The following is a 13501-nucleotide window of genomic DNA, read 5'->3' as shown; positions in this document are numbered from 1 at the left end:
CAACCCCTATCAAAGCGTCCCCCGGTTCATCCCACCACCCACAACAACGAGAGAGTGAGAGAGACTATGCGTTGCCATCAACTGCGGTGGGCCCTGCTGGGCGCTGCCTTGACCCTATTCGGCTGCGAAACCCCGACGCCCGAACCGAAACACACCATCAATGTGCCCACGTCCGCCTGGGAAGATTACCAGGCCCGCTCACAGCACTGGCGCTCAGTCGACCGCGATCAGATACAGGCCGAAATGGCCGCCGAAGGCCTGGACGAACCCAAGCCCGCCCCCAAAGCACACCGCAATGGCTTTGACCCGGACCAGCCCATCACGTGGTATGCCAGCGAGGAAGGCCAGCGCATCGCCGACATCATTCTGAGCTTTCAGACCCCCTCCGGCGGCTGGTCCAAAGGCACGGACATGACCAAGCGCCCGCGCCAGCCGGCCCAGGCCTTTGGTGTAGAACGCAAGTACGTCCCCACATTCGACAACAACGCCACCAGCACCCAAATCCGTGCGCTGGCCAAAGCCTACAGCGCCACCGGCGAGCCCCGCTACCGGGAAGGCTACGTAAAGGGCGTCGAGCTGATTCTGGAAGCGCAATACCCCAACGGCGGCTGGCCCCAGACCTTTCCCCTGCGCGGCGGGTACCACGACTACATCACCTTCAACGACGATGCCATGATCAACCTGATGGCCGTGCTTTCCGACATCGCCAAGGCTGAACCTCCGTTCGAACAGGCGCCGGAAGACCTCCGCGTGCAGGCCGCCCGAAGTATGGCCCGAGGGCTGGACCTGATTGTGGCCGCTCAGGTCGTCGTGGACGGCAAGCCGACGCTCTGGGGCGCCCAACACGATCCGCGCACACTGGAACCCCGCAAGGCCCGGGCCTATGAAATGGTTTCCCTCGCCACCGCCGAAAGCGCTGACCTGCTGGAGTTTCTAATGCAGCTGGAAAACCCGCCGGCCGATATTCAGGCCGCTGTTCACCACGCGGTGGACTGGTACCGGAGCAATCCGCTGAAAGGCGTCCGCTGGGACCGGGAGGCCTACCGCCTGGTCAAAGACAAAGACGCGTCGCCCCTCTGGTCCCGCTTTGCGGAAATCGGCACCAACCGCCCCCTCTTCGGGGACCGGGATAATTCGGTTCATTACGACATTGATGAAATCTCCCAGGAACGCCGGGAAGGCTACGCCTGGTACACGAACGACCCGAGCGATGTTCTGGAGCAGTACCAACAGTGGCGCCAACGCTACCCCCGCTAGCACCCCACAAAAAAGGGCGGATTCTCATCCGCCCTTAATGTGAGCCGGCAAGCCCGGCTCTGATCCGTTGTTTTTTTTCAGCCCTCAGTTACAGACTTCACCACCGTCGCCATACTGATCATTGCAGGTGGTGGTGCCGATGCAGCTCTGGGAGTTTTCCCAGCCCCAACCACTTTCCTGATTGTCACAGGAAGGGTAGAGGGTGCCGTACCAGTTGCACTGACAACTACTGCCACCAGTATTGCCACCGGTATTTCCACCGTTATCGCCTCCGGTGTTACCACCACTGTCACCACCGGTATTGCCCCCGGAATCTCCACCGGTGTTTCCACCGCTGCAATTACCACTGAAACAATCGCCGGTTTCACCGAAGCCGATCACGCCATTACAGTGCATGGTCTCAGCGTAAGAGCCGCCACCACACTCACCGTCATAGGTCGCGGTGTTGTATTCCATATCTTCGGCCTGACGGGTTTCACCATTGACGTAAACATTATCCAGAATCACGTCCCGGTCGCCACCGTCATTATCGAACTGCACCTGAATATCGCCCGAGGCGCTGCCGCTGTAGGTATAGTTCGCAAAGTTGGTGGTCAGGTTCCAATCGGCCACGACGCTGCCACCGATCAGCAGATTGATATGCTCGCCACCGGCCGTGCCGCGTGCGCGAACCACAATGTCGCTGCCAGAGGGCGAGCCGTCGCCGTTATCACCACCGGTGTCACCACCGGTGTCACCGCCCGTGTCGCCACCGGTATCGCCACCCGTGCCTTCGCTCACGGTAATGTCAGAGCTGCCCGAGCTTTGGTAGCCCTCGGTAGCCAGCACCATGTAATCGTGGTTGCCCAGGTTCAGGCCCGCTTCGGCCCAGGCATCAAAGTGGTTGCCCACGGTAATGGTGCCGCTGATCTGCCCGAACCCTTTTTTGGGCTGACGCACACTGAAGTACTGATAGAAAGTGGCGTTGCCTTCAATGGACGGCTTGTTCACGCGCTGACAGCGAACAATTTCATAGGTCGCGCCATCACTTTGAAAAGTGCCATAGGTCTGGCGACCTGTCGAACAGGAGGACGGGTTATAGGAACCGTAGCTCTCGATCACGTAGTACTCGACCAACGGATTGCGGGTCCAGCCGTACAAGGCGAGGTAAGAGTTCTGCGAATTATCCACGTTATACGAACCGGAGTAATTCACCACTTTGCGACCACCGGGGTTCCAACCCTTGCCGCCGACCCAGTTGTTGGTGGCATTGCTCCACTGCGAGCGGTATCGCCCGCCGGGCAGAAGTTCGAAAGACGCATCACCATTGTCTTTCCAGAACGAGTAATAAAACCCGTCGTGGGTTCCCGTAGCGTTTTGCGTCAGCGTTTGGGCGTAAGCGCCCGACGCACAGAGTGCAGCGGCACACACCAGCGCTTTGGTCGCGCAAGCGCCGCTTTTCGCGAGTTGCTTAAGTGTTGTCAAGCTCATAGGAAAGTACCCTTCTTAATTTATTTTAATGAAGAGCCAGGCCGGACCTAACAAGCGAAGGTTCTCCAACCCAATGCTTCTGACACGCGCCGTTTATTGCTTGACTCGCAGGACAGAGAACCTTTTTCCGCTGTTTACCGTTCAGGCTCGGGCAAAGATATAGCAACCGGAAATCTTATTGTCAACAAGACAATAAATATTGGCATCTCAACCTTTGTTATTGAAATAACGCCCGCCAATGATTATTTATTTTGTGAAAAACTTCCGTCGATATTCTTTTTTAAATTAATTTTTAGCCGTAAAAAAAGGCGGGTAAAAACCCGCCTTACATCAGATATTGCTATGAGAATTTATTGGTTTTATCGCTTGCGGTGCTAATGACCGTTCAGTTGCAGACTTCGCCACCATCACCGTACTGGTCGTTACACGTCGTGGAGCCGATACAGCTTTCGGCGTTCTCCCAGCCCCAACCACTGTCTTGATTGTCACAGGAAGGATACAGGGTGCCATACCAGTTACACTGGCACTGACTGCCGGTATTACCACCGGTGTCGCCGCCAGTATCACCTCCTGTGTCACCCCCGGTATCGCCACCGTCGTTTCCACCGGTGCCACCGCCGGCGCTGCCGGGCGCCACGGCGCGACCACTGGCCGGATCAATACGGCCGGCACACAGTCCTTTCGCTCGCAGGTTTGCGGCAATTTGTGGAATAGCGGCATTGGTATTGGTGTAGCTGCCGTCGTGCATCAAAATCACTTGTCCATCCTGCAGTTGGTTGGCGGCATTAGCGATTTGCGAGGCGCTGGCGCCGTCCCAATCCCGAGAGTCCACATCCCAGGTAATATAGGTCAGCCCCTGGTCTTGCGCTGCCTGACGAATGGTAGAGGTGTTATCACCGTAAGGGGGACGATAGAGTGTGGGAGCCGGGGCGCCGGCATTCTGAATCGCATCAGTGGTGCGACTGATTTCATCCACCACCTGCTGATAGCTGTAACCGGTCATGGAGGGGTGCGAGTAACTGTGGTTCTGCACTTCACCGACGTCGAGCATTTGGGAAATCATTCCCGGGTTGCTATCCACGTACTGACCTTGCGCGAACCAGGTCACCGGCGTGAGGTCGTTCTGCTGCAGCAAACTGATCAGAGTGCTTGTGTTACCCGTCGGGCCATCATCAAACGTCAGGCCGACATAACCACTGCAGCTGGTATCGCCCGAGTTTCCGCCCGTATCACCGCCGGTGTCGCCACCGGTATCGCCGCCCGTGTTACCACCGCTGCAACTACCGCTGAAGCAATCCGAGGTTTCACCGAAACCGATCACGCCGTTGCAGTGCATGGTTTCCGAAAGAGAGCCTCCACCGCACTCGCCATCATAGGTCGCGGTGTTGTATTCCATATTTTCCGCTTGACGGGTTTCGCCATTGACGTAGACGCTGTCGAGAATCACATCCCGGTCGCCGCCGTCGTTATCAAACTCCACCTGCACATCACCCGTGGCACCACCGGTATAGGTGTAGTCCGCGAAATTGGTGGAAAGATTCCAGCCGGCCACGACGCTCCCGCCGACCAACAAATTGATATGCTCGCCACCGGCGGTGCCGCGCGCGCGAACCACAATATCGCCACCAGAACCACCGCTGCCGGTATCGCCCCCGGTGTCTCCTCCGGTATCACCGCCCGTGTCGCCACCGGTATCACCACCCGTGCCTTCGCTCACGGTAATGTCAGAGCTGCCCGAGCTTTGGTAGCCCTCGGTAGCCAGCACCATGTAATCATGGTTGCCCAGGTTCAGGCCCGCTTCGGCCCAGGCATCAAAGTGGTTGCCCACGGTAATGGTGCCGCTGATCTGCCCGAACCCTTTTTTGGGCTGACGCACACTGAAGTACTGATAGAAAGTGGCGTTGCCTTCAATGGAGGGTTTGTTCACCCGCTGGCAACGGACAATCTCATAGGTCGCACCATCGCTCTGAAAGGTGCCATAGGTTTGGCGACCTGTCGTACAGGAAGACGGATTATAGGAGCCGTAACTTTCGATCACGTAGTACTCGACCAACGGATTGCGGGTCCAGCCGTACAAGGCGAGGTAGGAGTTCTGCGAATTATCCACGTTATACGAACCGGAATAATTCACCACTTTGCGACCGCCGGGGTTCCAGCCTTTGCCACCGACCCAGTTGTTGGTGGCATTGCTCCACTGCGAGCGATATCGCCCACCGGGCAGAAGTTCGAAAGACGCATCGCCGTTGTCTTTCCAGAACGAGTAATAAAACCCGTCGTGGGTTCCCGTATCGTTTTGCGTCAGTGTTTGGGCGTGAACGCCCGACGCACAAAGTGCAGCGGCACAGACAAGCGCTTTGGTCGCGCTTGCGCCGCCTTTCGCGAGTTGCTTAAATGATATCAAGCTCATAGGACAGTACCCTTAATCACTTATTTTAATGGGAAGCCAAGCTGTTAATTCCGAATCACCCCGTTTACCAACCGACGGCGATTCACTTCAACCGCCACAGCCCGACGCTCGGCGCACAGCTATAGCAACGCCGCACCTTATTGTCAACGAGACAATAATAGTTGGCATATTACTCTTCAGGAATGAGATAACATCCGCCAGGGATGTCTGTTTTTGTGAAAACCGTCAGGTTTCTCCAAAGGCGGGATTGTCGAACGCTAGAAACAGCGCTCCGGGATAACAGGAGCGCTCGGCAGGAAAATCATGAAAGGGAGCGGGGGAGCCGATAGACCGACATCTAAAGGAACCCATTTTGTTTCTTAACGGGCAGCCTCATAAACCTTCAGAATCAACTCAGTCGTCAGCCTCGAAGAGCCAGCGCCGGCCAGCGGCTCCCGCTTCTCCTTAACCGCCGACTCAAAGTCGTTGATGATCGCTTCATGGGCGGTGGTATCCGTCACCGCCGCGCTGGTGGCGCCATCGTGCTGATAGGCCTCACCCGGTTGGGACGGGTTATCAACGCCCTCAACGGCCCACTGGGTGACCACATCATCGGTCAGGGTAAAACTGCCCTTTTCCGTGTGCACCTCCATGCGAGCGGCAAACCCCGGTTTGGCAGCGGTGGAAGCCACCACGGAGCCGATCATGCCATTGGCGTGACGCATCAATGCTGCGCCGTGATCTTCCGATTCGATGTTGTGGGCAAAGGTCCCCAACATGCTCATCACCTGCTTGGGGAGGCCAAATAGCCACGTATAAATATCCAGGTTATGACAGGCCTGCTGCATAAACGGGCCGCCGCCGTCCAACGAATAGCCGCCCCGATAATCGCCACTGTCGTAATAGGCCTGGTCCCGATAGAACTTAGCGGCCAGATCCACCGCATAAACCCGACCAAAGGCGCCGGCATCCATCAATCGCTTGATCGCGATATTGTCCGGCCGCGTGCGCCGCTGGTAACACACCGCCAAGGTCACACCCGCCTTCTTACAAGCTTCGGTCATCCGGTCCATTGCCTCGATGGCAATATCCAGGGGTTTCTCGGTCAGCACATGTTTGCCGAGCGCCGCCGCTTCAATAGCGCCCTCATGATGTAAGCCGTTGGGCGTAGCGAGAATGACCGCATCGAAGGCCTGATCCACCGCATCGAGTGATGACCATATGGGCAGTTCCGGGGCTGAAGGCAGGGCGCGCCCCGAGCGGGAGACTGCGCCAACCAGCTCGCAATTCGGAAGTTTGCCCAACGCGGACACATAGGTATTGCTGATATTGCCGGTACCGACAATGACATAACGCATGGGGGTTCTCTCCCTCTCTCTCCAGGGTGATACGTCGTGCTTTATGGTGGATTCTTATTGGAATAACACTGTCGCAAACCAACGAAAAAGGCCCCGTTTCAATACCGACAACGGGGCAAAAAAGGGCAATGGCTAGCTAAGCAGACTGACGGCATCGATGTTCAGTGCATTGGCGATCCGCTCCAGAGTGCTGAGGGTGACGTTTTTTTCACCCCGTTCCAGCATTCCGATATAGGTGCGGTGAACATCCGCCAGGTCGGCCAGCGCCTCCTGGGACAAATTACGGGCGTGCCGCTCCCGACGAACATTTTCCGCAAACCGGCGCACCAACTGACAGGACTTTTCTGAATTCGACATACCATCAATGTGCCCGCCTGCATACTATAAATCTACACACTATAGTTATCAACCCCGAAAATCAGAGCCTGCCATCACAACACCCCCTCGGGCACCGCGCTTGAAGCGGAGAGCCTCGCGACCTGCGAGCTGGCAAGGCTCTCGCGCACCAGCCACTCCGCTAGGCGCCGATCCGCCGGCGCCAATCGGTATTCGAGAATCCCCGCCGGAGAGACCCATGCCAGCTCATCATGCACCGCCCGGCGCACACGCCCGGCTATAATATCCGCCCGCATCGCGATCAAGCGTATAACACCCCCGGGGTAGCGCCGGCTCAAACGCGTCAGCACGCCCGAAGCCCGCGTCCAGATACGCAGCTCCTCAAAGAGCTCCCGCTCCAGACACTCCTGGAGGGACTCGCCCGGTTGACACTTACCGCCGGGAAACTCCCAGAAACCCGCCCAGTTCTGCCCCGCCGGGCGCTTACCGATCAGAACCTGTCCGTGCTTGAGAATCAGCCCGGCGCAGACATGCTTGGTGTGTGACATTGAATTCCCGCTCCCTTGTTGAGGATGAACAAGTACTGGAATTCAGGTTACCGGGCGGTGAAGGGGGCGGGTATCGGAGATTCGGATAGTCTTTTGGCTGGGCACCATAACGGCAGAGGCGCCTTTGGCCTACAGTGGCCGGATCAGTGAAACCACAAAAAATAGAAACCACATAACGCGGCAAAGAACAAAATAAAACCCGAGCCATACTCCGCCAATGGCGGGTATTCGGGGTTATGAGTTCTCGGGTGAGCTTTCGTGATCGCTACCAGCAAAAGCGCGGTTAATAGTATCGTGGCAAAGATTTTCGCGCTAATAATGAGAAATCCCATGCATCACTCCCTTGTCATTTTGGCTGGCTAGAGCTTCTCAATGGCATTTCTGGCTTCCTTGTTCGACTTGGCGGTCAGGCGTCTGAGCACATAGCGAATCAGCCCTTCCGTCAGCGCCGCCTTGCTCTCCGGCGTGCGCATGCCAAGAGCCTGCATGATCTTGCGCATCAGGCGCTCCACCCAGAAACTGACGGTTTCGGCCATGCTGATCCCAGTCGCGAGAATATAAGCAATTTTATCCGCAACGGTGAAAAAGCTGATGAAAGCTCCCTGTAAACCCACCAAGGCTGCCATAGCCACCTTCTTTACGACGTAGATCAACGCCGAATCGACCCAGCGCCAGAATGTCGGTGATGAGCTGTCCACAGGGGTTTTCGATTCAAGCCAGGCTTCAATGGCGCTTTCGAGCGTGTACGGAGGCTCAGGGGCTCCCGAAAGTGCCTCCCAGGACTTATCCTTCACGGATCTTGTGTAGTTGGTCATTCGGTGGGCTTCACCGGATAGGAGGGGCTGACTGGAATGCACGTAATGGCCGGGGGCGTTGTAGGGCGCGTGCATAAAGGGGTACAGCGGAGCCATGGTGACCGGGTCGGTTTTATGGTAGACCCGGTGCATATTGCGCCCTCCCACCGTGGAGGTCGTGCTTTTAACGAACCAGTCAGTACCGACGCGAGGCGCCCCGAAGGTATAGAGGTGAGTTGAATGCTTTAAATTTCTGGCGACCCAATCGGCCGCGAGGGCTGCCACCGCACCGCCAAGGCTATGACCAATACAATGAACGGCAGTGACATTACCATTGAGTGATGAGAAAAACTTCTTTATCTCTGGCACCATACTGCTGAAGCAGTGGTTGAACCCAATATGGACCGGCAAGCCGGATTGGTTGTTGGTTATTCCAATTCTGGCGTCTGTTAAAAAATCTGCCTTCTTATTTGCCGTGGTAGTGCCTCTAAAAACCAAAAACACTTCGTTGACGTGTTGGTCACCGCCTTTTGAGCATATTCCGAATCCGTCCTTGTGATTCAATACCAGCCGCCCACCCACTTCGGCTTTTAGATGAGAAAATTCAGGAGCGACTTTCACGTTCCTTCTGGAAAATACTGGATGGGACATAAACAGTTGAACTTGACTGTCTGTCTGGACCCGGTAGATGTCAGAAGCCAACTCTGCGGCAACCGTAGGGCTTGGAGTGTTCATAAAAATTCCTTGTATGTCAGATTTCCCAGTTACACCTCGTTCCCATAAGAACTTCATCAGTCCTGATGGTGTTCAGGTCTTCCGCTAGTTCACAGATTAAATTCTTGGGCTCCCCGCCAAATTCGACATTCAACCGTCCGTCAGTCTTACTTAGCGTCCATATCAGGTGGCTCTCTCCCTTATACTCTACGGTAATTTCCTGAGTGATGACGAGCTGAGCGAGAGGACTGTCTTTATACAGATCCGTTTTTTTGGGTATGGAAAAATAGCCCTTTTCATCCGTTTTGTAATGAAAACTTTCTCCCTTTGTATCCTTCCATTTAATCCAGAGCTTTATATCGGCGTTGGAAACGGGCTCGCCCTTATAAAGAAGACGGCCATCCAAAGGGGAAAAAATCACAATCTCGGATTTATCACCTCCAAAAAATAGCGACATAGCAACTCCTTCACTTATGGAGAATAGTGACCAGACAACAACAATGGTAATGCTAAAATGTTTCAAAACATCGGCTTCCCATCAAATCAGCGTAGGCTGGTAGTACGTTACCGATTATCAGAGAGGACGGGCAGGGAGTATGGTTTAGCCCTTACACAAGGGGACGCAGGGAAGGGGAGCCAATTAAACTGTTCACGGTGTCCCTGATAATCCCTGTGCCAACCTGACACGACCTCTTTTCGAGAACCAGCTCACAATTTTGTCGAGATTTCCGGCGACAAACGGTGTTCCTATTCGGTTTTCGCAATAGCCACTTAACGTACCACCAGGGCTTGTCGTTTGGCAATCGTTCTGTCAGCCAAGTTGTTCCAAAGATGAATTCGCTTGCGCCCACCTCCTAGCGAGCTGCAGCCCGCCGGTAGAGGTGTATCGACAAAGTGGGGGAATCGCGCGGTGAGCGGATGATATGAGGCCAATATCAACACCTGGGGAGGGCCAGACTCTGACCCTGATTTGGGCGGTCTATAAGGGCGTATCGCTGTATGAGCGACACAACTACGGCAGATTGAGGAGTAAAAACGAAAAAACCCCCGAAATTCTCTAGGAAAATCAGGGGCTTAGTCTTGAATTAGTGGTCGGAGCGAGAGGATTCGAATACGTCCCCACCCTACCTCAATAGCTCGCTTTGTACCACTGTGCCTTCAAAATCAGTCAGTTAGCAAAGTCAGGCGATCACAGTAAACCACTGTATAGCACATCATTTTCGACAGACTTTCGACACTTCTGGAATATCTATGTGACCCTGATATATGGCCTACTTAGCCTTCTATCTCAATAAGTATCAAAAGGATATGAGTCCATCTAGAGCTGCCACAAAAACCCACTACCCACAAATATTTATTTAATGTCAATAAGTTAGGCTGTCAAAAAATTCACTAGTACTCATAATTGACAACAGCATTCGGACAATTTCAAAAACGCCAGCCTCGTTTTCCTTGTAGACATCCCTTGACTGGTTAACTTTTAACCATGTAGTATTGTATATGCATACAGACTACTGCTGTTACTTGCCCGACGTTTTTTTTGGCTTGGATTATTGGCTCTCCAGCAGCGTCTACGCAAGGAGCTTGAAATACCGCGATCAACACAGCTGGGCAGATATGCAGGTTGTGGACCATTTAAAAAAACTGGAATAACTCAATGGTATTATCTATCAAGTATTATGCGATGATTAATCCAGCCAACTAAATATTCGGATATAGTTTACATATACAGAGATAGCTCTATGGCCTCCAAAGCGTGGAAACCCTCTCCCTCACTGCTCGATTCACTCGAAATGGCGGGTGTTGACTCAGACATACTTAACAGTCTGCTAGAATCAACCCTAGAACCAGAATCAAAGGCTCATCAAGCTGTTGCCCCCCTAGAGTTCGTTAGCACAGTGATCACCGAACATATCGCATGGGGCATATCACTCGATGAACAACCACTCGGGGAAACCGAAGGAATACCTCCAAAGACCATTTTAAAAAAGAGCTGGAAACCCAAAGAACATACAATAAGGCTTCTCGTTGAAGAACTAAATCAAGACAGAACAGAGATCGGCTTCTTAAGGGAAGAGTTCAAAAAGCTAAACGCTGGGGCACTGTTTAGATACTGGGATTGTTTGTTCATTCAGTTTGCTATTAACAACATGGTGTTAGAAACAAAGGGAAATAGAGCTAGCACACAAGCAACAGACATACCCAATAAAAATGAGTTTGAAATATCAGATCTGCAACGATTTAAGAATATTTATTATATAAACAGTATCGTATCCGATCTACTTAAAAATAAATATGTATCTAATTACTTCAGAAACCCACTCGACAGCAACTGGACCCCATCCCCATGGGCCGTAAGGAAGATATCGAGAATTAATATAAAAGGAAGATTTATAAATGTTAATTTTATTTACCAAAATCACATTTTAAAGCCCTTTATTTCTTACTACCAACAAAAAGGTGGCCTATTCGATAACTATAACGTTCTCTATTACTACTGGATTTTAGAAAGATTCCATAAAAACTATAGATTGTTAGAGCTCCAAAGAATAAATGCTGAACGGGAAACAGAAAACACAAAAATCCCATAAAGGATGAGACATAGAATGAATTTTACCTTTTCATCAAGAGGCCCCTCATGGGCTAACGCATGCGTCGGAAACAATGGTGACCCTGGATATTACGAGTATTCGAAGGGGTACTCTATGTCAGCAAAACTGATACTTGAAAAGGTATTAGAAGATCATGGGGTGGACTCAGAATTTCACATATACCCAGCGTGCTTCTGCATTAGACACTCTGTTGAACTTAGACTTAAGCACTCGATAGAAAAAATCTCTAAAATATACAAAATAAAATCTACAACGATTAGCTTTGATTATTCAAGATCACACGACATAAAATCAATATGGGAATTTTTCAAGGAGGCATCCAACAAATTAGACGACAGGTACAAAGATGAGATAAGTAGTATCGAAAACGTCATTCTAGATATAGCCGATATAGACCCAACCGGACAAACTTTCAGATACCCAAAAAACCTAAACAGTAAAAAACATCTACGGGAAACAGGAGGACTAATTAACTGCCTTAATTTATTTAGGGTATTTTCAGATCTTGAAAGTCGATTGGACCACCTCGACAGACTGAATAGTTACCTTATTGATGAATACGGAATGGAATCGTTCACGAAAAACCTATCAAGAAAAAAAATTTTCGAGATAGCAGAACTTTTACCTAAAAAGGACCACTGGAACCTTGACACATTCTCAGAATCAAAAAAAGAAATAGCTAAAAAGTACCAAATCAGCAATCGCGAGCTTTCAAAAGCAATAGACATAATAAAAAATCACTTTGAAATGGCTCCATGCGCCCACATCAAACTAGAACCACTTGGAGTTAACGAACAAAATATCATTGAAATACTCGATTTCTGGGTACAACTTTATCCAGATCACAAAAAATCAGGTTTTAAAAGTTACTCCGTGACTGATGACGCACAAGAGGTTCTAGATAGGATCTTCGATAGAAATCAAAAAATGAAAGAGATAAATGAAACCTTAGAAAACTCTTTTACGAAAGATGCGACCGCTGGAATATCAGCACTTTTTCACTTTGGTTATAGTCCAGTTTTTTCTGAAAGTTATATTCACGAGTATAAATCTAAAATTAGAGAAATATCTGCAAACAAAAACAATGGGGACTTCATAAGGTCAGAGATTGAACACATTTTAAACAAAACCAACTTTCTAAAAAACATATTGAAAAGCATAAAGTTTCTAGGTTTTAATGAGTTAGCACGAAAAATAATTTTGAGGTACGATTATAATCAGGACCAAGAAAGGAGCATAGGAGACTCAGATGAGGACGTCGATAGATGGCTAGACGATGCCATAGTAAATGCCGGAAGAACTAGTGGCCAAGGATAACATTGGGATCTACCCCAGATAAGTCACCTCCTCGTATAAAAGGAGAATAGAGTATGTGTAAGAGTGATCCAAAGAGCAAGTTAATGCATGCCAAAATAGACTTAAGGACGTTGATAGAGGCGGGCGACGAAAGCGGGAAGAGCGAAAAAAGCCTTCACGAAATTGCAGACCATGTGAAGGAAGAGCTCTCTGAGCTCCACCACACCGACGCGTGGGACACTTGGTTTAATTGCGATGGCGTTTCTGAAGACTATATGCAAAGCAGGGACCAGCCTAACTATGTAGAAGCCGGAAGAACTCAAGGCTGTGAAGATAGCTACTGGGTAGAGATCGTGAAGGATCGACTCAACAACCCCGGAGAGTATATCAAGGTTGATATGTAGTAGTCCAGACTTGATCTGACAGTTACCGGTTTTTCCGATGGTGTCTGTCAGGTCAAGTTCAGCCTACGAACTTTTCCTTCCAGATTCGCTTGCCATCTTCCAGGGTTTCCATTGGCGTCCTGCCGCAGCACATTTTCCCCTGGTGAGTACGGTGATGATTGTACTCATGCAGCCAGTCGTCCAAGTCCGACTGAAGTGCCTCCAGCGTATCGTAGATCTTACGCCGTAGCGTGGCCTGATAAAACTCCTGCAGCACTGTCTTATGGAATCGCTCACAGATGCCATTGGTCTGCGGGTGTCGAGCCTTGGTTTTGGTGTGTTCTATC

General features: G+C 51.4%; 11 protein-coding genes and 2 pseudogenes. 4 read left to right on the top strand and 9 right to left on the bottom strand.

What is annotated here, in order from left to right; genetic code table 11:
* Positions 1–66: 66 nt before the first annotated feature.
* Entirely contained in the window at positions 67–1257 is a 1191-nt protein-coding gene (pelA, locus tag G547_RS19940; protein ID WP_051234728.1) for a pectate lyase, read from the top strand.
* A gap of 84 nt (positions 1258–1341) precedes the next feature.
* Here pelA and G547_RS23755 read toward each other — a convergent pair.
* From G547_RS23755 to G547_RS0103010, 8 genes and pseudogenes are all read right to left on the bottom strand, one after another.
* Positions 1342–1467: pseudogene (locus G547_RS23755) on the bottom strand (carbohydrate-binding domain-containing protein); the annotation flags it as partial.
* 126 nt (positions 1468–1593) lie between these two features.
* Positions 1594–2727: pseudogene (locus tag G547_RS19935) on the bottom strand (glycoside hydrolase family 11 protein); the annotation flags it as partial.
* 385 nt (positions 2728–3112) lie between these two features.
* Positions 3113–5134 (bottom strand): glycoside hydrolase family 11 protein, encoded by a 2022-nt coding sequence (locus tag G547_RS19930; protein ID WP_051234727.1) that lies wholly within the window; start codon positions 5132–5134, stop codon positions 3113–3115.
* Positions 5135–5493: 359 nt separating this feature from the next.
* Positions 5494–6471, bottom strand: coding sequence for a Gfo/Idh/MocA family protein (locus tag G547_RS19925; protein WP_051234726.1), 978 nt, complete (start codon positions 6469–6471; stop codon positions 5494–5496).
* A gap of 132 nt (positions 6472–6603) precedes the next feature.
* Positions 6604–6828, bottom strand: coding sequence for a helix-turn-helix domain-containing protein (locus G547_RS0103030; protein WP_027328563.1), 225 nt, complete (start codon positions 6826–6828; stop codon positions 6604–6606).
* A 74-nt stretch (positions 6829–6902) separates the two neighbouring features.
* Entirely contained in the window at positions 6903–7355 is a 453-nt protein-coding gene (locus tag G547_RS19920; RefSeq protein ID WP_051234724.1) for a (deoxy)nucleoside triphosphate pyrophosphohydrolase, read from the bottom strand.
* 359 nt (positions 7356–7714) lie between these two features.
* A complete protein-coding gene (locus G547_RS0103015; protein WP_027328561.1) occupies positions 7715–8884 on the bottom strand; it encodes a lipase family protein in 1170 nt (389 codons plus the stop codon).
* A 16-nt stretch (positions 8885–8900) separates the two neighbouring features.
* Positions 8901–9320, bottom strand: a complete 420-nt coding sequence (locus G547_RS0103010; RefSeq protein WP_027328560.1) for a DUF6795 domain-containing protein — start codon at positions 9318–9320, stop codon at positions 8901–8903.
* Positions 9321–10605: 1285 nt separating this feature from the next.
* Between G547_RS0103010 and G547_RS0103005 the strand changes: the two genes are divergently transcribed.
* Genes G547_RS0103005 through G547_RS0102995 form a run of 3 tightly spaced genes read left to right on the top strand, consistent with a single transcriptional unit; the run spans position 10606 to position 13175 of the window.
* Positions 10606–11454 carry a hypothetical protein gene (locus tag G547_RS0103005; RefSeq protein ID WP_027328559.1) on the top strand — a complete coding sequence of 283 codons (849 nt, stop codon included), beginning with the start codon at positions 10606–10608 and terminating at the stop codon, positions 11452–11454.
* Positions 11455–11469: 15 nt separating this feature from the next.
* On the top strand, positions 11470–12792 hold the full coding sequence (locus G547_RS19915; RefSeq protein ID WP_157209770.1) for a hypothetical protein: 1323 nt from the start codon (positions 11470–11472) through the stop codon (positions 12790–12792).
* 53 nt (positions 12793–12845) lie between these two features.
* On the top strand, positions 12846–13175 hold the full coding sequence (locus G547_RS0102995) for an AbrB/MazE/SpoVT family DNA-binding domain-containing protein (protein WP_027328558.1): 330 nt from the start codon (positions 12846–12848) through the stop codon (positions 13173–13175).
* 58 nt (positions 13176–13233) lie between these two features.
* Here the strand turns inward: G547_RS0102995 and G547_RS19910 are convergent.
* Positions 13234–13501 (bottom strand): integrase core domain-containing protein (locus G547_RS19910; RefSeq protein ID WP_036186942.1); only part of this gene is annotated, 268 nt, incomplete at its 5' end.

This window comes from Marinimicrobium agarilyticum DSM 16975 (assembly GCF_000423345.1).
GTDB classification, from domain to species: domain Bacteria; phylum Pseudomonadota; class Gammaproteobacteria; order Pseudomonadales; family Cellvibrionaceae; genus Marinimicrobium; species Marinimicrobium agarilyticum.
Note: the sequence above shows the minus strand (reverse complement) of the source record. Positions and strands in the feature narration are given on the sequence as shown.